General features: G+C 54.7%; 24 protein-coding genes. 14 read left to right on the forward strand and 10 right to left on the reverse strand.

Annotation, left to right across the window (positions count from 1 at the left end; translation table 11 throughout):
• Positions 1-405, forward strand: coding sequence for a flagellar protein FlhE (flhE, locus tag CRO33_RS02425; RefSeq protein WP_097116846.1), 405 nt, complete (start codon positions 1-3; stop codon positions 403-405).
• 35 nt (positions 406-440) lie between these two features.
• Here the strand turns inward: flhE and argS are convergent, their stop codons facing one another.
• Both argS and CRO33_RS24710 read right to left on the reverse strand, forming a co-directional pair.
• Complete coding sequence (gene argS / locus CRO33_RS02430) at positions 441-2171, reverse strand: arginine--tRNA ligase (RefSeq protein ID WP_045832925.1); 1731 nt, start codon at positions 2169-2171, stop codon at positions 441-443.
• A 168-nt stretch (positions 2172-2339) separates the two neighbouring features.
• Positions 2340-2462: a hypothetical protein gene (locus CRO33_RS24710; protein WP_007889544.1), complete on the reverse strand. Its 123-nt coding sequence runs from the start codon at positions 2460-2462 to the stop codon at positions 2340-2342.
• Positions 2463-2781: 319 nt separating this feature from the next.
• Between CRO33_RS24710 and CRO33_RS02435 the strand changes: the two genes are divergently transcribed.
• Positions 2782-3336: a VOC family protein gene (locus CRO33_RS02435; RefSeq protein WP_337022417.1), complete on the forward strand. Its 555-nt coding sequence runs from the start codon at positions 2782-2784 to the stop codon at positions 3334-3336.
• Here the strand turns inward: CRO33_RS02435 and CRO33_RS02440 are convergent.
• Complete coding sequence (locus CRO33_RS02440; protein WP_097116848.1) at positions 3333-4472, reverse strand: MalY/PatB family protein; 1140 nt, start codon at positions 4470-4472, stop codon at positions 3333-3335. The genes CRO33_RS02435 and CRO33_RS02440 overlap by 4 nt on opposite strands.
• Before the next feature lie 85 nt (positions 4473-4557).
• Between CRO33_RS02440 and cutC the strand changes: the two genes are divergently transcribed.
• Together cutC and CRO33_RS02450 are read left to right on the forward strand one after the other, a co-directional pair.
• Complete coding sequence (cutC, locus tag CRO33_RS02445; RefSeq protein WP_097116849.1) at positions 4558-5310, forward strand: copper homeostasis protein CutC; 753 nt, start codon at positions 4558-4560, stop codon at positions 5308-5310.
• A gap of 169 nt (positions 5311-5479) precedes the next feature.
• On the forward strand, positions 5480-6340 hold the full coding sequence (locus tag CRO33_RS02450) for a hypothetical protein (RefSeq protein ID WP_034828634.1): 861 nt from the start codon (positions 5480-5482) through the stop codon (positions 6338-6340).
• Between the two features lie 41 nt (positions 6341-6381).
• Here the strand turns inward: CRO33_RS02450 and CRO33_RS02455 are convergent, their stop codons facing one another.
• The gene (locus tag CRO33_RS02455; protein WP_097116850.1) at positions 6382-7479 is read right to left on the reverse strand and encodes a glycerol dehydrogenase; all 1098 of its coding nucleotides are present in this window, start codon (positions 7477-7479) and stop codon (positions 6382-6384) included.
• 175 nt (positions 7480-7654) lie between these two features.
• Here CRO33_RS02455 and CRO33_RS02460 point away from each other — a divergent pair, with 175 nt between their 5' ends.
• Positions 7655-8275, forward strand: a complete 621-nt coding sequence (locus CRO33_RS02460) for a LysE family translocator (protein ID WP_097116851.1) — start codon at positions 7655-7657, stop codon at positions 8273-8275.
• A gap of 3 nt (positions 8276-8278) precedes the next feature.
• Here the strand turns inward: CRO33_RS02460 and cmoB are convergent, their stop codons facing one another.
• The 3 genes from cmoB to CRO33_RS02475 form a co-directional block, all read right to left on the reverse strand.
• Positions 8279-9247, reverse strand: coding sequence for a tRNA 5-methoxyuridine(34)/uridine 5-oxyacetic acid(34) synthase CmoB (gene cmoB, locus CRO33_RS02465; RefSeq protein WP_058960189.1), 969 nt, complete (start codon positions 9245-9247; stop codon positions 8279-8281).
• Positions 9244-9972, reverse strand: a complete 729-nt coding sequence (gene cmoA / locus CRO33_RS02470) for a carboxy-S-adenosyl-L-methionine synthase CmoA (protein WP_097116852.1) — start codon at positions 9970-9972, stop codon at positions 9244-9246. Before cmoA ends, cmoB begins: the two co-directional genes overlap by 4 nt.
• 77 nt (positions 9973-10049) lie before the next feature.
• A complete protein-coding gene (locus CRO33_RS02475) occupies positions 10050-10871 on the reverse strand; it encodes a DUF72 domain-containing protein (RefSeq protein ID WP_097116853.1) in 822 nt (273 codons plus the stop codon).
• Between the two features lie 232 nt (positions 10872-11103).
• Here CRO33_RS02475 and aspS point away from each other — a divergent pair, with 232 nt between their 5' ends.
• The 6 genes from aspS to ruvB all read left to right on the forward strand — a co-directional run bounded on the left by aspS (position 11104) and on the right by ruvB (position 16701).
• Complete coding sequence (aspS, locus tag CRO33_RS02480) at positions 11104-12885, forward strand: aspartate--tRNA ligase (protein WP_097116854.1); 1782 nt, start codon at positions 11104-11106, stop codon at positions 12883-12885.
• Complete coding sequence (gene nudB / locus CRO33_RS02485) at positions 12885-13316, forward strand: dihydroneopterin triphosphate diphosphatase (protein ID WP_034828648.1); 432 nt, start codon at positions 12885-12887, stop codon at positions 13314-13316. The genes aspS and nudB overlap by 1 nt, the downstream gene beginning before the upstream one ends.
• Positions 13317-13557: 241 nt before the next feature.
• On the forward strand, positions 13558-14301 hold the full coding sequence (locus CRO33_RS02490) for a YebC/PmpR family DNA-binding transcriptional regulator (protein WP_034828649.1): 744 nt from the start codon (positions 13558-13560) through the stop codon (positions 14299-14301).
• A 37-nt stretch (positions 14302-14338) separates the two neighbouring features.
• Positions 14339-14866: a crossover junction endodeoxyribonuclease RuvC gene (gene ruvC / locus CRO33_RS02495; RefSeq protein WP_038646509.1), complete on the forward strand. Its 528-nt coding sequence runs from the start codon at positions 14339-14341 to the stop codon at positions 14864-14866.
• Between the two features lie 207 nt (positions 14867-15073).
• Entirely contained in the window at positions 15074-15688 is a 615-nt protein-coding gene (gene ruvA / locus CRO33_RS02500) for a Holliday junction branch migration protein RuvA (RefSeq protein WP_034828652.1), read from the forward strand.
• 8 nt (positions 15689-15696) lie between these two features.
• Entirely contained in the window at positions 15697-16701 is a 1005-nt protein-coding gene (gene ruvB, locus CRO33_RS02505; protein ID WP_097116855.1) for a Holliday junction branch migration DNA helicase RuvB, read from the forward strand.
• 70 nt (positions 16702-16771) lie between these two features.
• Here ruvB and znuB read toward each other — a convergent pair whose 3' ends face one another.
• A complete protein-coding gene (znuB, locus tag CRO33_RS02510; RefSeq protein ID WP_034828656.1) occupies positions 16772-17557 on the reverse strand; it encodes a zinc ABC transporter permease subunit ZnuB in 786 nt (261 codons plus the stop codon).
• Positions 17554-18309: a zinc ABC transporter ATP-binding protein ZnuC gene (gene znuC, locus CRO33_RS02515; RefSeq protein WP_097117250.1), complete on the reverse strand. Its 756-nt coding sequence runs from the start codon at positions 18307-18309 to the stop codon at positions 17554-17556. The genes znuB and znuC overlap by 4 nt, the downstream gene beginning before the upstream one ends.
• Before the next feature lie 77 nt (positions 18310-18386).
• On the opposite strand from znuC, the gene znuA reads away from it, so the two are divergent.
• From znuA to lpxM, 3 genes are all read left to right on the forward strand, one after another.
• Positions 18387-19358, forward strand: coding sequence for a zinc ABC transporter substrate-binding protein ZnuA (gene znuA / locus CRO33_RS02520; RefSeq protein ID WP_097116856.1), 972 nt, complete (start codon positions 18387-18389; stop codon positions 19356-19358).
• A gap of 14 nt (positions 19359-19372) precedes the next feature.
• The gene (mepM, locus tag CRO33_RS02525; protein WP_097116857.1) at positions 19373-20701 is read left to right on the forward strand and encodes a murein DD-endopeptidase MepM; all 1329 of its coding nucleotides are present in this window, start codon (positions 19373-19375) and stop codon (positions 20699-20701) included.
• Between the two features lie 127 nt (positions 20702-20828).
• Entirely contained in the window at positions 20829-21806 is a 978-nt protein-coding gene (gene lpxM, locus CRO33_RS02530; RefSeq protein WP_038646521.1) for a lauroyl-Kdo(2)-lipid IV(A) myristoyltransferase, read from the forward strand.
• A gap of 25 nt (positions 21807-21831) precedes the next feature.
• On the opposite strand, the gene CRO33_RS02535 is transcribed toward lpxM, so the two are convergent.
• Positions 21832-23067 (reverse strand): MFS transporter, encoded by a 1236-nt coding sequence (locus CRO33_RS02535; protein ID WP_097116858.1) that lies wholly within the window; start codon positions 23065-23067, stop codon positions 21832-21834.
• Positions 23068-23109: the final 42 nt, after the last annotated feature.

Consider the following 23109-nt stretch of genomic DNA (forward strand, 5'->3'; position numbering starts at 1 on the left):
ATGCGCCGTTGGTGTTGGACTCTAATGATGTTGCCGATGATGGCGCTACCGCTCTATGTGGATGCAGCAGGATCCTGGCATGACAGTGCCAGTGGTCCGAGCCTCGGCGTGCGCGGCAACTGGCACACGACGCCAGCTTTAAAAGCACCTTCGCCCGCAGTGGGCACTATTACGGTGGTGAACTGGCGTTACCAGTTGAGCCGTCCAGCCCCCTCGGGGCTGATCGTACGTTTGTGTGCGACTCAGCGTTGCGTAGAGATTGAGGGCGGCAGTGGTTCAACGCGTAGCCTGGCGAATATTCCGGCTGACGAGACGCTGCATCTGGCGTTCGGTTTTCAGGGGAAGGGCGCGTTACCGCCGGGATTGCGAGTGGTGAGCAGTGAAGTGACGGTGAATTACCAATAGCCAATAAAAAACCCGCCGAGGCGGGTTTTTTGTTACTACATACGCTCGACGGTTTTGATACCCAGCGTATCCAGACCTTGTTTGAGCGTTTTAGCGGTCAATGCAGCCAGTTGCAGACGGCTGTTACGCACCTGCTCATCCTCGGCGGAGAGGATTGGACAGTGCTCGTAGAAGCCTGAAAACAGGCCTGCCAGATCGTACAGGTAAGCACACATCACATGCGGCGTGCCATCACGCGCAACCTGGGTGATCACTTCTTCAAACTGCAACAGGCGAGTTGCCAGTTGCGCTTCACGCTCTTCGGTCAGCACGATGTCGCCGCTCAGGCTGTCAGCTTCAATGCCGGCTTTACGGAACACAGAAAGCACGCGCGTGTAGGCATATTGCATGTATGGTGCAGTGTTGCCCTCAAACGCCAGCATGTTATCCCAGTCGAAGATGTAATCGGTGGTGCGGCTTTTTGACAGATCGGCATATTTCACCGCGCCGATACCCACCACTTCCGCCAGATCTTTCAGCTCCTGCGCTGACATTTCCGGGTTTTTCTCGCTGACCAGCGCATGCGCACGCTCAACGGCTTCATCCAGCAGATCGGCCAGCTTAATGGTGCCACCGCTACGGGTTTTAAATGGACGGCCATCTTTGCCCAGCATCATGCCAAACGCATGGTGCTCCAACGGCACAGACTCGGGCACGTATCCGGCTTTACGCACAATGGTCCACGCCTGTTGCAGATGTTGATGCTGGCGCGAATCGATGTAGTAAAGCACGCGGTCGGCATGCAACGTCTCATAGCGGTATTTGGCGCAGGCGATATCGGTGGTGGTGTAGAGGTAGCCGCCATCCTTTTTCTGGATGATCACGCCCATCGCTTCGCCTTCCTTGTTTTTGAACTCATCAAGGAACACCACGGTTGCGCCTTCGCTGGTTACGGCCAGCCCTTTTTCACGCAAATCGCTTACGATGCCAGGCAACATATCGTTGTACAGGCTTTCACCCATCACATCTTTACGCGTCAGCGTCACGTTCAGGCGGTCATAGACTTCCTGATTCTGGCTCATGGTGATATCCACCAGTTTTTTCCACATTGCACGGCAATATTCGTCGCCGCCTTGCAGTTTCACCACATAACCACGGGCGCGTTCGGCGAAGGCTTCGTCCGCATCATAGGTGACCTTGGCTTCCCGGTAGAACTCTTCCAGATCCGCCAGCGCGATATCTTCGTGGTGCTCATTCTGTTGCTTTTCCAGATAGGCAATCAGCATACCGAACTGAGTACCCCAATCGCCGACGTGGTTGGCGCGGATCACGTTGTGGCCGAGAAATTCCAGCGTACGTACCGCAGCGTCACCGATGATAGTGGAACGGACGTGACCGACGTGCATCTGCTTGGCGACGTTGGGTGCCGAGTAGTCAATGACAACGGTTTGTGGCTTGAGGCTGCTGACGCCAAGGCGCGGCAATTGCAGGGCCTGCGCGGCCTGGGTAGCCAACCAGTTGCGATCGAGGAAGATATTAATGAAGCCGGGGCCGGCGATTTCGACTTTGCTGGCGATGCCGGCGAGATCCAGATGCTGAATCACCTGTTCAGCCAGCTGGCGCGGAGCCTGACCGAGCTTTTTCGCCACAGCCATGATACCGTTCGCCTGATAATCGCCGAACTGCACTTTAGCCGACTGACGAACCTGAGGTTCACAATCTGCTGGCGCACCCGCCGCTACCATTGCCTGACCGACTTTATCGGATAGAAGAGCCTGAATATTCACCGCGTTACCTTCATATGCTGAAAAGGCTCGCCAGTGGCGGCGAGCCGATGCCTTCATCCCGCAACAGCGCGGCGGGACGGAAAAATAAGAGGGGAAGTATACGTGAAATGTTAAAGTGCGTCAGCTTTTAGCATGCGCAATGGCGGGTAACAGCAACCCGCGCGCCGGTTAACGGCGACGCGGGTGACGACGAGGATTTTTAACGCTTTTGTCTTCACGCACCTTCCAGTGGCGGGAAATTGCAAATCCCATCAATGCAATCAGGACCGCGACAACAATGAGCATAGACATAGAGCCATTCCTTGTAGTTGTGAAACACAAATTTATAAGAAAGGGTATCAAGCTGCAATTGTTTGCAACTGAAATAAGACTTATCTCATTGTATTAATTATCGTTAATATTAACAGTGATTTAAGGTGTTTTCATAAAGTAACCGCTGGACCTATTTAGGCGAATAATCCTAAAGAGAGGGCCTATTTATGCGGTTTCAGGTCTTTTTCATGATGAAATCGGAGGAATCCGACGATTTTGTCAAGCGGATTCTGAAGCGCTGCTGTTTTTAAATTGATTAAAATAATTGAATTGATATTGATGTGTCTGGAGTATTGAGATGAATTTTCCTGCTGAACTGAGTGATTTAGAACAAGACCTGGCTCGATTTGAGCACTCCTTGCAGCAATTTGCTGAAAGATTAGGGCTGCGGTTATCCGAACATGAGGCCGATCACCTGGCGGTGCGCTGCCATCAGTTCGCCACGGCGGAGCGCTGGAAGGCGGGATTGCAGCAGATGGGCAGTCAGTTTTCCGAAGCCATGATCAACGGACGCCCAATCTGCTTGTTCAAATTGCATCAGCCGTTAACGATCGCTGGATGGCAGGTCGATGTGATTGAGTTACCCTGGCCGGGTGAGAAATTGTATCGCCATGAAGGCTGGGAACATGTGGAAATCGTGTTGCGCGGTGAGCCCGAAACATTGGGTGTGCGCGCGATGGCATTGCTCTCCGATCATGCACTGACGCAACCCGGCATTTCGTTCAAAACCAGCGCGCCAAAAGGTGAGCATGAGCGTTTGCCCAACCCGACACTGGCGGTGACGGACGGGCAAACCACCATCAAGTTTCATCCCTGGCGACTGGAAGACATTGTCGCCAGTGAACAAGGCTAACGCCGTGCCATGACTGCGCTATGCAATCGGCTCACCGCCTGTTCCAGTAAGACGCGAGTACAGCCGAAGTTAAAGCGCACGAAGTTGTCATCACCAAAATCGCGGCCGGGTGAAAAACCGAGGCCGTGTTTTTCAAAATAGAGCGCGGGGCTGGCCACATCCAGCTGGCTGGCATCAATCCAGCCAAGATAGGTCGCTTCGGGCGAATTCATGTGCAATTCGGGGAGTGCATTCACCTGCGCCACCAGCCAGTCGCGATTCGCCCGCAGGTATTGGATTTGCGCCTCCAGCCATGCATCACCTTCACGCCAGGCTGCTTCTGCTGCCACCAGTGCGAGAATATCGACCCCTGGCACAATACCTTCGCGTACCTGTTTAAACCGTTTGCGTAATTCAGGGTTGGGGATAATCGCCATTGATGCGCCGAGACCAGCGATGTTGAAGGTTTTCGAGGGCGATATCAGCGTAATGCTGCGCTGTGCAGCATCATCACTCAATGCTGCAAAAGGAATATGGCGGGCATCGGGCGACAAAATCAAATCACAGTGAATTTCATCAGAACAAACGATTAAATCGTGTTGCTGAGCAAACGCCAGTTGCGCCTCCAGTTCCTCGCGACGATACACGGTGCCGCCGGGGTTTTGCGGATTGCACAGCATCAGCAGGCGTTCATTGCCCTGCATCGCAGCCGTATCGAGATCGACGACCCAGCGGCCATGCTGTAAATGCAGCGGCAAGTTGATCTGTTCACGCTCGGCGAGTTTTGAGGCTGCGCGGAACGGTGGATAAATCGGCGTTGGCGCGACTGTGCGTTGCCCAGCCTCGGTAAACGCGCGGACCGAAAGGTTCAGACCACTGACGACGCCAGGCAGCATAACGATCCATTCCGGCTGAATATGCCAGTTGTAGCGCTGCGCCAGGCGGGAAACAGTGATATCAATCAATCCTGTGGGTGTGCCGCCATAGCCAAAAACACCGTGATCGGCGCGTTTTTTAATGGCCTCAATAATGCAGGGCGGCGAGCGAAAATCCGTGTCTGCAACCCATAAAGGCAGCACATCACGATCGCCATATTTGTGCCACTTCAAACTATCGCTGTGACGACGGTCTATCCATTGATCAAAATCGAATGCCATAGTGAGGTTTCCACGTAAACTGTCCAATTAAGCAGACTAACTCAAGCCATCCTCTCGAGCCAGAAGTCATGAAAAGGAGCAAGCTATGACGAAACTGGAAATTTGTTGCTACGGCATCGACTGTGCAATGACTGCACAGCAGTCCGGTGCCGATCGCGTGGAACTGTGCAGTTCCCCACGCGAAGGCGGGCTGACGCCGTCAGCTGGCGTGCTGGAAGCCGCACAACGTGAACTGTCCATACCGGTTCACCCGATTGTTCGCCCGCGTGGCGGCGATTTTTGTTACACCGCACAGGAATTTGAGGTGATGAAATCCGATGTTGCACTGATGCGTGAACTCGGTTTCCCTGGCGTGGTGATCGGCATGCTGGATGAAGATGCCCATGTTGATATTGCGCGCATGCGGCAGATCATGGCGCTCAGTGATGGCATGGCGGTGACCTTCCACCGCGCTTTTGATTTGTGCCACAGCCCCAAACGTTCGCTGGACGTACTGACGGATTTAGGCGTTGCGCGTATTTTGACTTCCGGCCAGCAGCAGAGCGCAGAAACTGGAATTGCATTGTTGCGGGAACTAAATGAACTGAGCACGGGTCCAATTATTATGGCCGGTGCGGGTGTTCGTTTGAGCAATTTGCAGAAATTTATCGATAGTGGTCTGCAGGAAGTTCACAGCTCCGCCAGCCGACTGGTTGCTTCGCCGATGCGCTACCGTAAAGCCGGTGTCTCCATGTGCTCCGAAGCAGAAGTCGACGAATTCAGCCGAACTTGTGTCGACGGCGATGTGGTCGAAGCGATGAAAAGCATGCTGGAAATGACCGCAGTTCGTGTCGCCTGAGTTCGCACCCCTTTTGCCGCGCAGCACGCCAAAACTCTGACGTGATGTTTGCAAGTACCAAACCCCAGTGAGTTTTGCTGGGGTTCTTTTTGTCTGCTGTACAGCCGTTGATAGCGCATTGTTAAAAAAGATGCTTTGATTACTTTATGGCTTAGCGCGGATAACATTCATGAAATCCTACTCTTGTGCTGTTTTAGTGCTGTTGTTTCCCTTGTCTGGTTCAGCGCTGGCGGTGAGCACTGCCTGTCCGCCTCTGAGCAAAAATATTACCAGCAGCAACAACTGGATCATGCTGGGTGGTGATGCCAAAGGCGCGGTACGTCAGGTCGTAGCCGGTGAGTTTGGTAAAGATGTCGATTCGCAAAAACGCGTGCTGGGGCAGTTCGATCAGTGCGGGGATTTGATGGTTGCCGACATTACGTATGACAAGAACGAAGGCAACGTGGTGCTGACCATGGAACAGCACATCGCCCGCGTGCAGCGAGGTTGGGTGGCGGAATATGCCTACCTGGTCAAAGTGGTAAAAGCGGGCAAAGAGGAAGTGGTGGATAACCGTCAGGGCACCATCAGCTGGCAAATGGGTCAACATGGCAACATCATCAGTTCTTCCGACAAATTTACCAGCATGGGCAAGGATGGCTTCACCGATACCACTTACCGCTACGACAAACATTTTCGTCTGGAGAAAAGCGTCGCGCGCGGCAGTGATGTGATGACCAACGGAGAGAGCACCTGGCGCTGGAATCCACAAGGGCTGGTCACCTCATCGTCCAGTGCACGCGGTAAAGACACCTACAGTTATGATAAGCAGTGGCGAGAGCTGCGGCTTAATGGCTTCGCTACCACGCCTGTCAGTACCTTAAGTTCAGTTGACGAGTGTCAGTTATGGGATGAGGTGGGCAACTGTACGCTAAGTTATCTGCATGAAACCGAAGTGTTTGCTAAAGGCACCATCGAGCGCCACCTGAGTTCTGCGTACAAATATCAGTACTGGGATCGCCCGCCAGCCGTAGCGGATGACGGGGAGTAAACGCGGTTGGTCCGGGCGCACCGTGGTGCGCCCAACCTCTTTTACTGCACGGTTTTACTGAAGGCATCCACTGCGACAATCGCGTTGGCAATGTCTTCTGGCGACAAGTTCGGGTTGAGGTTCTTCAATGTATCCCCCTTGCTGTTTGCCAGCGCCCCGACGCGCAGCAGATTCTCCCAGGATTCATTCTCCAGATGCAGCTCTTTCAACGTGGTCGGCATCTTGATTGAGCGGTAGAAGCGGATATAGCGCGCAATCTCCTCATCCGGACGCTGCTCCAGCACCATTTGCGTCAGCGTGCCGTAAGCGACTTTCTCGCCGTGCGTCAGATGATGGATATCGCCATCAATCGCGGTAAAGCCATTATGAATGGCGTGCGCACCCGCCAACCCGGCATTCTCGAATCCGAGTCCTGAAAGCAGGGTATTGGCTTCCACCACGGCTTCGACGGCAGGCGTCACGCGCTTCTCACTCACCGCCGTATAAGCACTGTAGCCCCATGTCAGGAGCGTCTCTTCACAGGCGCGCGCAATCGCGGTGCCTGCAATGGTTGGATCGCCGTTGACCATCGATTTGGCGTGCGAGCGCAGGACGGCCTGTGCTTCAACCCAGGTGGCCAGACCATCGGCAATGCCGGAGGCGAACAAGCGGGCTGGCGCACCGGCACAAACCGCGGTATCCACTAGCACCAGATCCGGGTTTTTGCTGTAGAAGCGATAGCTCTCAAATACGCCGCTGTCGGAATAAATCACGGATAGCGCGCTGCAGGGCGCATCCGTCGAGGCCACGGTCGGTACTATGGCGACCGGCTGCTTAAGCTCATCCGCAATCGCTTTTACGGTATCCAGCGTTTTACCGCCGCCAAGGCCCACCACCACATTGCTGCCTTGTGATTTCGCCAGTTGCGTTAAACGATTGATCTCGTTGCTGGAGGCTTCACCGTTAAACTGCTGCCAGCTGAACTCAATGCCCGCCGCTTTTAACGTTTTCTGTGTGCGTTCACCAATCAGTTTCCAGACGATGTCATCGGCGACCAAAAATGCATGCTGGCCCAGCTCGGCCACATAGGTCCCCAATTCATCCAGCACACCTGCACCCTGAACATACTTACGCGGAGAAGAAAAAATGAATTTACTCATAGCGACAACTCCTTGATGTGAGAAAAGCCGTTAACGATAAAGTGACACAGATAAATGACGGAGATTTAACCATTACTGGCAAGTTGAGAATTATTATCAATTACTGACGGAGGGTAACTATCGTCAAGATGTTGCGGCAAGGTTAAGATAGCGGCGAACTGACAGGGAGCTCGCCATGACACTGATATTTTCATTTCTTTTTGCCATTACTATTCTGACGTTAACGCCAGGCTTTGATACCGCGCTGGTGCTGCGTTCCGCAGCCGCGCAAGGCTGGAAACGGGCATCAGCCACCGCATTGGGTGTCACCATGGGTTGTCTGGTGTGGGGCGTAGCAGTGGGGCTGGGTCTTGGCGCGCTGCTGCTGGCTTCCGAAATGGCGTATAACCTGCTGAAGTGGGTTGGCGCCGCCTATCTGCTCTATCTCGGCGTCAAACTGCTGCTGAATCCCCGCACTCAGGCGGAAGAGAGTCAGAGTGTGCAGGGTAAAGAGCAGAGCTATTTCGCCTGCTTCTCGCGAGGATTATTCGGCAATCTGTTAAATCCGAAAGTCGGTGTGTTTTATGTCACGTTCCTGCCACAGTTTATTCCGGCCGGGGCGTCAGTGGCGCTGTGGTGTACCTTGATGGCGTTAACCCACATGCTGATTGGATTAGTGTGGAATGCGGTGCTGATTGGCGGCAGCCAGTACTTCGCGGCGCATCTGCGTCGTCCAACGGTGCTGAAAGTGATGGATCGTTTGACCGGCTGCGTGTTTATCGGTTTCGCCGCGAAGCTGGCGCTGTCGCGGCGTTAATCATTACGGCTTGCGTGCTACCAGCACCGCGCGCAGCGGTGCTGGATAACCTTCAATGGTTTTGCTGCTGTCGTTAGGATCAAGGAACTCGGCCAGTGATTCGCTGGTCATCCAGCTGGTGCGACGTTGCTCCTCCACTGACGTCACCGCGTAATCCGCGATGCGCACATCGACAAAACCACACTTCTCCAGCCAGCCTTTCAGCGCTGCAGCAGACGGAATAAAGTAAACGTTGCGCATCTGCGCATAGCGTTCACCCGGCACCAGAACGGTGTTTTCATCGCCCTCAACGACCAGCGTTTCCAGCACCAGCTCTCCCTCGCTGACCAGCTGGTTTTTCAACTGCAATAAATGATCGAGCGGCGAGCGGCGGTGATACAGCACACCCATCGAAAACACCGTGTCGAAAGCCTGCAAGGCGGGCAGTTGTTCGATGCCAAGTGGCAGCAGATGGGCGCGACGATCGTCTCCCAGCAGCTTACGCACCGCTTCGAACTGACACAGGAACAGCTGCATCGGATCGATGCCGACCACCAGCTTCGCGCCTGCGCCGATCATGCGCCACATGTGATAGCCGCTACCGCAGCCGACATCCAGCACCGTGCGGTGGGTTAATGGCGAGATATGCGGCAGCACGCGATCCCATTTCCAGTCCGAGCGCCATTCGGTATCAATCTCGGTGCCGTAAAGGGAATAAGGACCTTTGCGCCAGGGCATCAGGTTGCGCAACAGGTTTTCAATACCAAGACGTTGGCGATCGGTGAGATCGTCAGCCGTGGCCGTGACGCTGTTGACCAGATCCAGCGTTTGCGGGTTCAGCAGCGGCAGGTAATCCACTGACTTTTCCCAGTCGCGGAATTTACCGTGCAGATTCTCGCGCTGCCAGGCTGCGACTTGTGCGGGTAAAACTTCCAGCCAGCTCGCCAATGGGCCGGTGGCGATTTGCTGATAAAAACGGCCAAAATCAATCATTTCAACGCTACCAAAGAACCAAAGTTAAAGCACTGGAACCACAATTCCGCATGGGCAAAACCGGCGTCTTTCAGACGCGCTTTATGCGCTTCTACACTGTCGGTGAGCATGACGTTTTCTAGCATGCTGCGTTTCTGGCTGATTTCCAGTTCGCTATAACCGTTAGCACGCTTGAAGTCGTGATGCATGTTGAACAGCAGTTCGCCCACTTCGCCATCTTCAAAGCTGAATTTCTCAGACAGCACCAGCGCACCGCCGGGGTTCAGGCCTTTAGCGATCTTTTTCAGCAGTTCCAGGCGCGCAGGCGGCTCAAGAAATTGCAGAGTAAAGTTCAGCACCACCATTGAAGCATTCTCAATATGGATATCCTGAATATCCGCTTCAATCACCTGCACCGACGTATCTGCGCGGAAGGCATCAATATGGCGGCGGCAACGCTCCACCATCGCCGGAGAGTTATCCACGGCAATAATCTGGCAGCCCGGCACATGAATATTACGGCGCACTGAGAGCGTGGCGGCACCCAGCGAGCACCCGAGATCGTAAACCTGGCTATCAGGCTTCACAAAGCGTTCTGCCAGCATGCCAATCATCGAAATGATGTTGGAATAACCCGGCACCGAGCGCTGAATCATATCGGGAAAGACTTCAGCCACGCGCTCGTCAAAGGTCCAGTCACCCAGCTTATCGATGGGTGCGGAAAATAGCGTATCGCGGTCAGACATAATGAAAAGTCCGGAGAGAGGAATCGGAAAGGGCGCTATTCTGTCAGAAAGTCCCGCAGGCTGCACCCGCTTTGAGTTTAGAACAAGCTGCTTTGTTGCGGCCAGTCGGGCAGATTGCGCAGCGAAGGCTCAAGTTGCAGCAACTGAGGCCACAGCGCCTGCAGTAAGGGGAACACTTCGCCCATATCCGGCGTATGGATAAACAGCATCGGATCGCTGTCCGCCTGCCATTCTGCCAGTTTGTTTTGCCACGGCTGAAACAGCGGCACGCTCTCTTCCACGCTGTCACTGCCGATAAAGCGCACCATCGGTTGCGAACCGCTGCGCACGGCATGCGGTGGCACGCGCGGTTTTTTCGCCCGGGCGTCCACGGCGGCGGCGCTTTGCGAAGTCGAGGCGTGCACCGGACGGCTATCGAGGATCACGCGATTCACGCCGCGTTCCAGCAGGCCACGGTTGAACGCGCGCTCAGCCTCGCCTTTGGCAAAAAACTGCTCGTGGCGCACTTCAACGCCGTAACTAAACCCGCGCGGCAGGCTATCGAGGAACAGCCACAAGTCTTTCAGTTGCGTGGGTGAGAAGGTCGCCGGCAGTTGCAGCCAATACTGCCCGATGCGCTGGCTCAACGGATCGAGCAAGCGGAAGAATTCGTTCAGCAGTTCATCGCAGTTCCGAAGCGCGGCTTTGTGGCTGATGCTGTTGGGAAATTTAAAGCAGAAGCGAAAGTCATCGTGAGTCATATCGCGCCAGCGCATCACTGCTTCCGGCGAGGGCAGCGCATACAGCGTGGTGTTGCCTTCCACGCAGTCAAACAGCTGGGCGTAATCCGCCAGGGTTTCCAGCCCATACTGCTTCCAGCGGGGATGCTGCCATTGTGGTAATCCAATGCGAAGTGTCAAACGCGGCTCCTGATCCTTTTACGGGCGGGAATAGGCCGGGTAATGTACCCTGTTTTGGTGTCGGCAGGAAAATCCGCGCGATAAACCGCAATGTTTTGCCCGCTTTGATCTGGCTCTACTTATCCTGCCTGGGTTTTTCCATTATAATAGCCGCCTTTTTTGCGACAGCATCTCAGAAGGTTACGCGGCCTGATGCTGTCTGGCAGCAGCGGCGAAGTTAAAAGGATACGTTATGCGTACAGAATATTGCGGACAGCTCAATCTGTCTCACGTGGGTCAGCAAGTCACTCTCTGCGGTTGGGTTAACCGCCGTCGCGATCTGGGCAGCCTGATTTTTATCGATATGCGCGACCGTGAAGGTATCGCTCAGGTATTCTTCGACGCAGATCATCAGGACGCTTTCCAGCTGGCCTCTGAGCTGCGTAACGAATTCTGTATCCAGATCACCGGCACCGTGCGTGCGCGTGAAGAGAAAAACCGCAACAGCGATATGGCCACCGGCGATGTCGAAGTGTTTGCCCATGCGCTGAACATCATCAACCGCGCTGAACCTCTGCCGCTGGACTCTAACCAGACCAACAGCGAAGAAGCGCGTCTGACCTATCGCTATCTGGACCTGCGTCGTCCGGAAATGGCACAGCGTCTGAAAACCCGTGCGAAAATCACCAGCTTCGTGCGTCGCTTTATGGATAACGAGGGCTTCCTCGATATCGAAACCCCGATGCTGACCAAAGCCACGCCAGAAGGTGCGCGTGACTATCTGGTGCCAAGCCGCGTGCACAAAGGCAAATTTTACGCGCTGCCGCAGTCCCCACAGCTGTTCAAACAGTTGCTGATGATGTCCGGCTTCGATCGCTATTATCAGATCGTTAAATGCTTCCGTGATGAAGACTTGCGTGCAGACCGTCAGCCAGAATTCACCCAAATCGACGTGGAAACCTCTTTCATGACCGCCGAGGAGGTGCGTGAAAAGATGGAGCGTCTGATTCGTGAACTGTGGATCGACGTGAAAGGCGTGGATCTCGGTGACTTCCCGCAAATGACTTTTGCTGAAGCTATGAACCGTTACGGTTCTGACAAACCCGATCTGCGCAACCCAATGGAGCTGGTGGACGTGGCTGACCTGCTGAAAAGCGTGGAATTCCAGGTGTTTGCAGGCCCGGCTAACGATCCGAAAGGTCGTGTTGCCGCGCTGCGTGTGCCGGGTGGCGCAGCGCTGACGCGTAAGCAGATTGATGAGTACACCAAATTTGTTGAGATCTATGGCGCCAAAGGTTTGGCGTGGATGAAGATCAACGAGCGTGCAAAAGGCTTCGAGGGTGTACAGAGCCCGGTGGCGAAGTTCCTGACGCCTGAAATCGTTGAAGCGATTCTGAACCGCACCACTGCACAAGATGGCGATCTGATCTTCTTTGGCGCTGACCGTGCCAAAATCGTCACTGATGCGCTGGGTGCACTGCGTCTGAAAGTGGGCCGTGATCTGAAGATTACTGACGAAAGCATGTGGGCACCGCTGTGGGTCATCGACTTCCCAATGTTTGAAGCGGATGAAGAGGGCGGTCTGGCTGCGATGCACCACCCGTTCACTTCACCGAAAGAGCTGACCGCAGAACAGCTGGCGGTCGACCCGACGCAGGCCGTGGCGAACGCTTACGATATGGTGATCAATGGCTACGAAGTGGGTGGCGGTTCCGTGCGTATCCACAACGGCAACATGCAGCAGACCGTATTCAGCATTCTCGGTATCACCGAAGAAGAGCAGCGCGAGAAGTTTGGCTTCCTGTTGGATGCCCTGAAATACGGCACACCACCGCACGCGGGCCTGGCCTTTGGGCTGGACCGTCTGACGATGCTGCTGACCGGCACCGACAACATCCGTGATGTTATCGCGTTCCCGAAAACCACTGCAGCGGCGTGCCTGATGACCGAAGCGCCAAGCGAAGCCAACCCGGCAGCGTTGTTGGATCTCGGCATTCTGGTGGCTCCGAATAAAGAAAAGTCAGAGAACAAGTAATGGGCTATAAACATCCGGTTTCAGTGCTGGTGGTGATTTTTGCGCGAGATACTGGCCGGGTGTTAATGCTGCAGCGACGGGATGATGAAAGTTTCTGGCAATCCGTAACGGGCAGCCTCGAAGCGGGTGAGAGCCCGCGTCAGGCGGCACAGCGCGAAGTGTCAGAAGAGCTGGGTATCGACGTTGCGGGCGAACAGCTGGTGCTGGACGATTGCCACAAACACATTGAGTTTGAAATCTTCCCGCACTATCGCCATCGCTACGCACCTGGCATCACGCACAACCGCGAACATTGGTTCCGGCTGGCACTCCCGCAAGAGCGTGACCTGCTGCTCACCGAGCATCTCGCCGCGCGCTGGCTCGATCCTGCCGCTGCCGCAGCCCTGACCAAGTCCTGGAGTAATCGCCAGGCAATCGAAGAATTTACCTGAATGCCCGCCGCCGCGCGTTTTTCCGGCGACGAATCAGCTAGATTTCATTTATCCTGCGCAGAGTTTCAACCCTGCGCCCTAATATTGAACAGTCGAGCGTAATCGGCGCAGCGAGGTCGGTTACCGCCAGCGCGCAGCAACCGGAGCGTACTTTTGTACGTGAGGATTGCGAGCACTGCCGGGAATCGAGATCGCAAGTAAGATAGCTCGTGCGAAATAAAAGATCGGAGAAATACTCAAGATGGCTGGACATAGTAAGTGGGCAAATACCAAGCACCGCAAGGCGGCGCAGGACGCTAAGCGCGGCAAAATCTTCACCAAGATCATCCGTGAGCTGGTGACCGCAGCGAAACTGGGCGGCGGCGATGCCGGCTCGAACCCGCGTCTGCGCGCAGCAATGGACAAAGCCCTGTCCAACAACATGACCCGTGACACCATGAACCGTGCGATTGCACGCGGCGTGGGCGGCGAAGATGATTCCAACATGGAAACCATCATCTATGAAGGTTACGGTCCAGGCGGCTCAGCGGTGATGATCGAGTGTCTGAGTGACAACCGTAACCGTACCGTGGGCGAAGTGCGTCACGCCTTCACCAAAACCGGTGGCAACCTCGGCACCGACGGTTCCGTTTCTTACCTGTTCAGCAAAAAGGGTGTGATCTCCTTTGCGCCAGGCCAGGATGAAGATGCGGTCATGGAAGCGGCGCTGGAAGCCGGTGCGGAAGACGTGGTGAGTTACGACGACGGTGCGATTGATGTGTTCACCGCGTGGGAAGAGCTGGGTGCGGTGCGTGATGCGCTGGAAGCCGGCGGCCTGAAGGCGGATACCGCTGAAGTCTCAATGATCCCTTCCACCAAAGCGGAAATGGATGCGGAAACCGCACCGAAACTGCTGCGTCTGATCGACATGCTGGAAGATTGCGACGATGTGCAGGAAGTTTATCATAATGGTGAAATTTCTGATGAGGTCGCGGAAACGCTGTAATGGCGTTTTCCATTAACCTCACAGCCGGAGGCGCGTAGTGGCGATCATTCTCGGGATTGACCCCGGCTCGCGCGTCACCGGTTACGGTGTGATTCGTCAGGTTGGCCGCCAGCTCAGCTATCTGGGCAGCGGCTGCATCCGCACCAACGTCACCGATCTACCCTCTCGCCTCAAATTGATTTACGCCGGGGTGACAGAAATCATCACCCAATTCTCGCCAGACTATTTTGCTATCGAGCAGGTATTTATGGCGAAGAATGCGGACTCAGCGCTTAAGCTGGGCCAGGCGCGTGGCGCAGCGATTGTCGCGGCGGTGAATCTCGATTTGCCGGTGTTCGAATATGCAGCGCGTCAGGTCAAACAAACGGTAACCGGCACCGGTGGGGCAGAAAAAAGTCAGGTTCAGCACATGGTGCGCACCTTGCTGAAACTGCCCGCTAACCCACAAGCTGATGCCGCTGATGCGCTGGCGATTGCCATCACCCATTGTCACCTGAGCCAAAACACCACGCGATTGAGTGACGCTAAGCTGGTGATGACGCGTGGGCGATTGCGGTCCGGCTGACGAAAACCCAAACATTGAAGGCTGGATATTGATCCAGCCTTTTTTATGATATAAATACCCGTCATATTTCCACTGGCTGATGCGCGAGCTACCCTTGTTCACCTGAATCACTGACCTCAGTGCGTTCATCGTCATGCGCTCGCTTGCCGCTTTAACGTCAGCGGAAATCAATCAGGTATTTTTAGGATTACATAAGGAACTGCTCAGGTGATTGGTCGCTTACGAGGCAATATTCTGGAAAAACAGCCGCCGCTGGTGTTGATTGAGGCGCACGGTGTGGGTTATGAAGTGCACATGCCAATGACCTGCTTCTACGAGCTGCCGGAGATCAATCAGGAAGCGATTATCTTCACCCAGTTTGTGGTGCGTGAAGATGCGCAGCTGCTGTTCGGCTTCAATAACAAACAAGAGCGTGCGCTGTTCCGTGAACTGGTGAAAGTCAATGGCGTGGGGCCAAAACTGGCACTGGCAATCCTTTCTGGCATGTCAGCACAACAGTTTGTGACCGCCGTTGAGCGTGAAGAGATCGCGTCATTGATCAAGTTGCCTGGCGTCGGCAAGAAAACCGCCGAGCGTCTGGTGGTGGAGATGAAAGACCGCTTTAAAGGCATGCACGGCGATCTGTTTGGCAGTGACTCGACCTTCACATTGACCACGCCGTCTGAAGCGCCAGCCGCGAATGATGCTGAGGCCGAAGCGGTTGCTGCACTGGTGGCGCTGGGTTATAAACCGCAAGAAGCCAGCCGCATGATCAGTAAAGTCGGCAAACCTGATGCGGATTGCGAAACCCTGATCCGTGAAGCTCTGCGCGCAGCTATTTGAGGTAATGCATGATTGAAGCCGATCGCCTGGTCTCGGGCGTCTCTATAAATGAAGAAGAGAGCCTCGACCGTGCCATTCGTCCTAAGCTCCTGGCGGAATACGTGGGGCAACCGCAGGTGCGCGAGCAGATGGAGATTTTCATCAAAGCAGCGCAACTTCGTGGCGATGCGCTGGACCATCTGCTGATTTTCGGCCCGCCGGGATTAGGTAAAACCACGCTGGCTAACATTGTGGCGAATGAGATGGGCGTGAATTTACGTACCACTTCTGGTCCGGTGCTGGAGAAGGCAGGCGATCTGGCTGCGATGCTGACCAACCTCGAACCTCATGACGTGCTGTTTATCGATGAGATTCACCGCTTATCACCGGTGGTGGAAGAGGTGCTCTATCCGGCGATGGAAGACTATCAGCTGGATATTATGATTGGCGAAGGCCCAGCGGCGCGCTCAATCAAACTTGATTTGCCCCCCTTTACCCTGATTGGCGCCACCACGCGCGCGGGCTCGCTGACCTCGCCGCTGCGCGATCGCTTTGGTATTGTGCAACGCCTTGAATTTTACAACGTACCGGATCTGCAACACATCGTCAGCCGCAGTGCAGCGTGCTTAGGATTGGCATTGAGTGAAGAGGGCGCGTTAGAAGTGGCGCGCCGTGCCCGTGGTACACCTCGCATCGCCAACCGTTTATTGCGTCGCGTACGCGATTACGCCGAAGTTCGCGCCAACGGTGTGATGAGTGGTGAAGTCTCTGCCAGCGCACTCGATATGCTCAACGTCGATAATCAGGGCTTCGATTACATGGACCGCAAGCTGTTGCTGGCGATCATCGACAAGTTCTCGGGTGGTCCGGTGGGGTTGGATAACCTGGCGGCGGCGATTGGTGAAGAACGGGAAACCATTGAAGATGTGATTGAACCCTTCCTGATTCAACAAGGATTCATTCAGCGCACGCCGCGCGGCCGTCTGGCCACGCAGCATGCCTACAAGCATTTCGGCATCAGCCGCGACGAGTAATGCTGGCGTTCGTCCGGCTGCGCGATTTCACGATCGGGCATTCGCTAAGGGGCCATTAATGGCCCCTTTATTACGCTGCCGGCTTTTTAGCCATACTGAAGATGAACAGCACAGCGGCGCACAGCACCACGGAAGGGCCGGCGGGTGTATCGTAAGTGGCGGAGAATGTCAGTCCACCGGTGACCGCCAGAATACCGATAATCACCGCAAAACCGGCCATCTGTTCCGGTGAACGGGAGAAACGACGTGCGGTGGCAGCGGGAATAATCAACAGTGAGGTGATAATCAGTGCACCGACAAACTTCATTGCCACACCAATGGTCAAGGCGGTGACCAGCATCAGCATCAGGCGCGTGCGTTGAATGTTGACGCCATCCACTTGAGCCAATTCCGGGCTGATGGTCATCGACAGCAGTGAGCGCCACTGCCATGCCATCACCGCCAGTACAATGGCCACGCCAGCGCCCATCATCCACAAATCATCCGGTGTCACCGCCAGCAGATCGCCAAACAGATACGCCATTAAATCGACGCGTACACCCTGCATCAGGCTGACTACCACCAAACCCAGCGACAGCGCGCTGTGCGCCATAATACCGAGTAACGTATCAATGGCCAGATGCGGACGACGCTCCAGCCACACTAAGCCCAGAGCCAGAAATACAGTCACCAGAATCACTGCATAATAGGGATTCACATTGAGCAGCAGACCAAAGGCCACGCCGAGCAGCGAAGCGTGCGCGAGGGTATCGCCGAAATAAGACATGCGGCGCCAGACCACAAACGAGCCAAGCGGACCCGCCGCCAGCGCCAGCAGCACGCCACCGAGCCAGCCGGGTAATAACAATTCAATCATGACGGACCATTTCCTTTGCGCAGCACAATGCGTCCCTGTAAATCGTGACGGTGATTATGATGATGGCGATAAATAGCCAATTGCTGCGCGCCACGTGGGCCGAACATGGCGATAAATTCTGGATGCTGCGACACCGCTTCTGGCGTACCGGAACAGCAGATGTGGTGGTTGAGGCACAGTACCTCGTCAGTTTTTGCCATCACCAGATGTAGATCGTGCGAAACCATTAGCACGCCACAGTTGAGCTCCTGACGAAGCTGATCGATCAAATCGTAGAGCGCCACTTGCCCATTTACGTCAACCCCTTGCGTAGGTTCATCTAACACCAGTAACTGGGGTTGATTGAGCAGGGCACGCGCCAGCAGTACGCGCTGGGTTTCACCACCTGAGAGTTTTTGCAGAGGCGCATTCAGCAGATGTCCGGCCTGCACGCGTTTCAAAGCCGGGAGAATAGCATCTCGCTTGCTGCCACGCGTCAGACGCATAAAACGTTCAACGGTGATCGGCAACGTCGGGTCAATGTGCAACTTCTGAGGCACGTAGCCAATGCGTAAACCGGGGGTGCGTTTGACGCTACCCCCTGTAGGCGTAAGAAGGCCGAGCACCGTCCGGACCAGCGTCGATTTGCCCGCGCCGTTCGGCCCAAGCAGCGTAAGTATTTTCCCTGGCTCCAGTGTCAGGCTAATACCTGCTAGCACAGGGCGCTGGGAAAACTTGACGGAGATGTTTTCAAGTGTAACAAGTGACGACATATTATTTACGGGTTGCATTGAATTTCGAATGTTATAATATCACATTCCATCAACAGGTCACGATGGAATGACGCATTATGTTACACATTAAGCAGCGCTTCGCTTTCACTCTTCCTGCTGCGGCTCTCGCCGCCGCCTGCGCGATGCCCGCGCACTCAGCCGTAGTGGCTTCAATCAAACCAATCGGATTTATCGCAGCGGCCATTGCAGATGGCGTGACGCCAGTGGAAGTGCTGTTGCCCGATGGCGCTTCAGAGCACGATTATGCTTTACGTCCTTCTGATGTAAAACGTATTAAAAACGCGGACTTAGTGGTATGGGTTGGACCAGAAATGGAGGCGTTTCTGACCAAGTCAGCGGCAGAGTTACCTGAGGCTAAAAATCTCGAAATAGCGGCGATGCCAGGGGTGAAACCGCTACTGATTCGTGGTGGTGAAGACGAGGACGAACATGAGCACGGTCACGATCATGAGCATGACTCAGATAAGTCTGATGACCATGAGCCGTCTCATACACACCACCACCATGGTGAGTTTAATATGCACCTGTGGATGTCACCTGAGATTGCGCGACAATCTGCGGTTGCAATCCATGGAAAATTATTGGAACTTATGCCGCAAAGCAGAGCCAAACTTGACGCGAACCTGCAGCAGTTTGAAGCAGAATTAGCAGATGCGGATAAGCATATTGGCGCGCAGCTTGCCCCCGTTAAGAGTAAGGGTTATTTCGTTTTTCACGATGCGTACAGCTACTTTGAAAAACACTACGGTTTGTCCCCTGCTGGACATTTCACCGTCAACCCTGAGATTCAACCGGGCGCCCAGCGTTTACATCAAATACGAACACAGTTGGTTGAGCAAAAAGCCGTATGCGTTTTTGCTGAACCACAATTCAGGCCGGCCGTCATCGATGCCGTGTCTCGCGGAACCAACGTGCGCAAAGGCACACTTGACCCGCTGGGCATGGGAATCAGCTTAACCAAAGACAGCTATGTGAAATTCCTCTCACAGTTGTCGAGCCAGTATGCGAGCTGCCTGAATGGAGCATAGAGGAATAAGTAAAAGTGCAGCAGATAGCCCGCTCTGTCGCCCTCGCATTTAATAATTTGCCGCGTCCCCACCGCGTTATGCTGGGATCATTAACCGTTATCACGTTGGCCGTCGCTGTCTGGCGGCCTTACGTTTATCATCCCCATGATGTTGCCCCCATCGTGAAAGACATCACGCTGGACAAAAACGAACTGCGCACGCTGTTACCCGAAGCCAGTGAGCCGATTGATCAGACCACGGTTGAACCGGAAGAAGAGATTCCGGCCGATGACATCGATAAAGATGTGCAGGACAACCCGAATCAACACGATTACACCGTTTCCTCTGGCGATACCCTGAGCAGCGCACTGAATCAGTACGGTATTGATCTCAGTGATATCAATGCGTTAGTCAATAGCGATAAAGACTTCCGTAACCTGCGCGTCGGTCAGCAACTCAGTTGGACGTTGGATGCGGATGGTCAACTGCAAAACTTTACCTGGGAAGTGGATCGCCGTGAAACCCGCACTTACGAGCGCCAGCCGAATGGCAGCTTTAAGATGCAGCAGGAGATGCAAAAGGGCGAGTGGCAAAATAGTGTGCTGAAAGGTGAAGTGCGTGGCAGCTTTGGTGCCAGCGCCCAGCGTGCAGGCTTGACCAGTGCTGAAACCAGCAATGTTATCAAAGCCATGCAGTGGCAGATGGATTTCCGCAAACTGCGCGCCGGTGACGATTTCAGCGTGCTGATGTCCCGCGAGATGCTGGATGGCAAAAGTGCGCAGAGCCAGCTGCTCGGCGTGCGTCTGCGTACCGGTGGCAAAGATTACTACGCGTTCCGCGCGGAAGATGGCAAATTCTACGATCGTAACGGCTCAGGCCTTGCCCGTAGTTTTATGCGCTTCCCGACGGTGAAACAGTATCGCGTTTCCTCCAACTTTAATCCGCGCCGTCTTAACCCGGTAACGGGCCGCATAGCACCACATAAGGGTGTCGATTTCGCGCTGCCGATCGGTACACCGGTATTGGCCGTGGGTGATGGTGAAGTGGTGATGGTCAAAAATGGCGGGGCGGCGGGTAACTATGTGGCCATTCGTCACGGTCGTCAGTATATGACCCGTTATATGCACCTGAGTAAGGCGCTGGTGAAACCAGGACAGAAAGTGAAGCGCGGTGACCGTATTGCGCTGTCAGGCAACACCGGGCGCTCTACGGGGCCACATCTGCATTACGAAGTGTGGATCAACAATCAGGCCGTCAACCCACTCACGGCGAAACTGCCGCGTATGGAAGGGCTGACTGGTAAAGATCGCAGCAACTATCTGGCGGACGTGAAGAGTTATCTGCCACAGCTGGCACTGAAATAACCCATTTCTGTAGCCAATAGTGAAAAAACCGACGAATTATTCGTCGGTTTTTTGCTATCTGACGCATGATGATTGCAAAATTAACCACCGTCACTATCATTGTCCCGTCATTGTCAGAGGCGAGTGCATGGAAACCCGAAAGAAAAATAACAGTGAATTTATTCCCGTTTTTCAACGTTCTTTTTTAAAACCGAAATACTGGGGCAATTGGCTGGCGATTGGTGCGCTGGCGGGCATGGCAATGCTGCCTGCCAAAGTGCGCGACCCGATTTTGGGTGGATTGGGGCGGTTTGCCGGTAAGCTGGCAAAAAGTGCGCGTCGTCGTGCGTTGATCAATCTCTATTATTGCCTGCCGGAGTTAAGCGAAGCACAGCGCGAAGAGATTGCTGATCGTATGTTTGCCACCGCGCCACAGGCGATGGTGATGATGGCTGAGTTGGGGATGCGCGATCCGGCTCGTGTGCGCCAACGCGTTGACTGGCACGGCCGTGAAATTATCGAAGCCCTGCAGGCCAACAAAGAGAACGTGATTTTTCTGGTGCCGCATGGTTGGGCCGTGGATATCCCGGCGATGCTGCTGGCGTCAGAGGGCCAGATGATGGCGGCCATGTTCCATAATCAGAGCGATCCGCTGCTGGATTATGTGTGGAACACCGTACGGCGTCGCTTTGGTGGCCGCATGCATGCACGTAATGACGGCATTAAGCCATTTATCGCCTCGGTGCGTCAGGGCTATTACGGTTACTATCTGCCGGACCAGGATCACGGCCCGGAGCACAGTGAATTTGTGGATTTCTTTGCCACCTACAAAGCAACACTGCCAGCGGTCGGCCGATTGATGAAAGTGTGTCGAGCGCGCGTGGTGCCACTGTTTCCGGTGTACAACAGCGAGACCCATCGTCTGGAAATCTATGTGCGTCCGCCGATGGACGATTTGCTGGATGCCGACGATAACACCCTGGCGCGGCGAATGAATGAGGAAGTTGAGATATTTGTGCGGCCGCATCCAGAGCAATACACCTGGATTTTAAAGCTGCTGAAAACGCGTAAAGAAGGGGATATTGAACCTTATGCGCGTAAGGAGCTTTATCCTCGCAAGAAATAACGAAGGGGCCGATTGGCCCCTTTGATTATTCTACCGCTTCGACGTGGCTGCGCCGGATACGTTCACGCAGGAACAGTGTGACCAGGCCAAACCACAGCACACCCGCCGCAAAGTTGATGCCGCTGAACCATGGCGTGCCACCACTGAAGTAGCCTGCTTTCGCCAGTTCAATCCCGATGGCCAATGTCAGAATACTGATCATTCCCAGCATGGCTGCCACGCTGCCTTTACCTTCGCTGCTGGAATACAGCGTCAGACGATAAAGACCGGCGTTGACCATGCCCGCACCAAAGGCATACAGACTTAATCCTGCGGTCAGCAGCAGGTAGGTATGGCTGTCGAGCAGGTTAGCCAGCAACGAGATGCTTAAACCCAGCAGAATCGGCCACGCCGCGAATTTGACCGGCTGCTCGATGGGAACGCGACCCGCCAGTTTACCCAGCGTCAGGTTGCCAGCAATCATGGCAAGGAACACTGGCAGTTGCAGCAACGCATACTCCATGCGCGATAAGCCCTCGTCATGCATCAGAATCACGGGCGACAGGGCAACCCAGGTCAGAATCGGAATAAACACCAGGCCAATAGCGAAAGATCCATACATCACCTGACGATCGCGTGCCAGACGGACATAGGCGCGTGCCAGATTCGGCAGGGCAATGGAGTGGCTACGATCGCCAGCGGTTTCCGGCATGATGCGCCACAGCACCACAAAAGCCACCACGCTACAAATCGCAAACAGCCAGAACATGCTGCGCCATTCACCCACGGTCAACCAGGCGGCACCCGCCAGCGGACCGGCCAGCGGGGCTAAGATGGCCACGTTGGCCATTAGCGCCATCATGCGCACCGCTAAAGCCTCATCAAACGCTTCCTGCACGGCGGCATAACTGACTGCACCGATAAAGCACAGGCTGATGCCCTGAATAAAGCGCAGGGTGACAAACTGTTCGATGTTCGTGATCCAGGTGGTCAGAATGCAGGCCGCAGCAAAGAACAGAATGCCGAACAGCAGGACTGGACGGCGACCATATTTGTCCGAGAGCGGGCCGAGCAGCCACTGCAGCACCACGCCGCCCATCAGATAAGCAGTAAGAGAAGTCGACACCCATTCCGGGCCGACGTTGAATTCAGAAGTGACCAGCAGCATGCCGGGCTGAATCATGTCATGGGCGATGTAAGTCGCGAACTCAAACAACACCAGCGCGAGCGGGAACAGCAGCACCCGTCCGGTGAGTTGGGTAATCGGTTGATAGCGGGCCATCTGGCCTCCTTGTCAGAAAAAATAAAAACGCGACTGCCAGGC

The organism is Pantoea sp. GL120224-02 (assembly GCF_900215395.1).
GTDB lineage: Bacteria > Pseudomonadota > Gammaproteobacteria > Enterobacterales > Enterobacteriaceae > Pantoea > Pantoea communis.

Coding starts and splice junctions, on each gene's coding strand:
- flhE (WP_097116846.1), top strand. CDS start 1: ATGCGCCGTTGGTGTTGGACTCTAATGATGTTGCCGATGATGGCGCTA.
- CRO33_RS24710 (WP_007889544.1), bottom strand. CDS start 2,462: ATGTCTATGCTCATTGTTGTCGCGGTCCTGATTGCATTGATGGGATTT.
- CRO33_RS02435 (WP_337022417.1), top strand. CDS start 2,782: ATGAATTTTCCTGCTGAACTGAGTGATTTAGAACAAGACCTGGCTCGA.
- CRO33_RS02440 (WP_097116848.1), bottom strand. CDS start 4,472: ATGGCATTCGATTTTGATCAATGGATAGACCGTCGTCACAGCGATAGT.
- cutC (WP_097116849.1), top strand. CDS start 4,558: ATGACGAAACTGGAAATTTGTTGCTACGGCATCGACTGTGCAATGACT.
- CRO33_RS02450 (WP_034828634.1), top strand. CDS start 5,480: ATGAAATCCTACTCTTGTGCTGTTTTAGTGCTGTTGTTTCCCTTGTCT.
- CRO33_RS02455 (WP_097116850.1), bottom strand. CDS start 7,479: ATGAGTAAATTCATTTTTTCTTCTCCGCGTAAGTATGTTCAGGGTGCA.
- CRO33_RS02460 (WP_097116851.1), top strand. CDS start 7,655: ATGACACTGATATTTTCATTTCTTTTTGCCATTACTATTCTGACGTTA.
- cmoB (WP_058960189.1), bottom strand. CDS start 9,247: ATGATTGATTTTGGCCGTTTTTATCAGCAAATCGCCACCGGCCCATTG.
- cmoA (WP_097116852.1), bottom strand. CDS start 9,972: ATGTCTGACCGCGATACGCTATTTTCCGCACCCATCGATAAGCTGGGT.
- aspS (WP_097116854.1), top strand. CDS start 11,104: ATGCGTACAGAATATTGCGGACAGCTCAATCTGTCTCACGTGGGTCAG.
- nudB (WP_034828648.1), top strand. CDS start 12,885: ATGGGCTATAAACATCCGGTTTCAGTGCTGGTGGTGATTTTTGCGCGA.
- CRO33_RS02490 (WP_034828649.1), top strand. CDS start 13,558: ATGGCTGGACATAGTAAGTGGGCAAATACCAAGCACCGCAAGGCGGCG.
- ruvB (WP_097116855.1), top strand. CDS start 15,697: ATGATTGAAGCCGATCGCCTGGTCTCGGGCGTCTCTATAAATGAAGAA.
- znuB (WP_034828656.1), bottom strand. CDS start 17,557: ATGATTGAATTGTTATTACCCGGCTGGCTCGGTGGCGTGCTGCTGGCG.
- znuC (WP_097117250.1), bottom strand. CDS start 18,309: ATGTCGTCACTTGTTACACTTGAAAACATCTCCGTCAAGTTTTCCCAG.
- znuA (WP_097116856.1), top strand. CDS start 18,387: ATGTTACACATTAAGCAGCGCTTCGCTTTCACTCTTCCTGCTGCGGCT.
- lpxM (WP_038646521.1), top strand. CDS start 20,829: ATGGAAACCCGAAAGAAAAATAACAGTGAATTTATTCCCGTTTTTCAA.
- CRO33_RS02535 (WP_097116858.1), bottom strand. CDS start 23,067: ATGGCCCGCTATCAACCGATTACCCAACTCACCGGACGGGTGCTGCTG.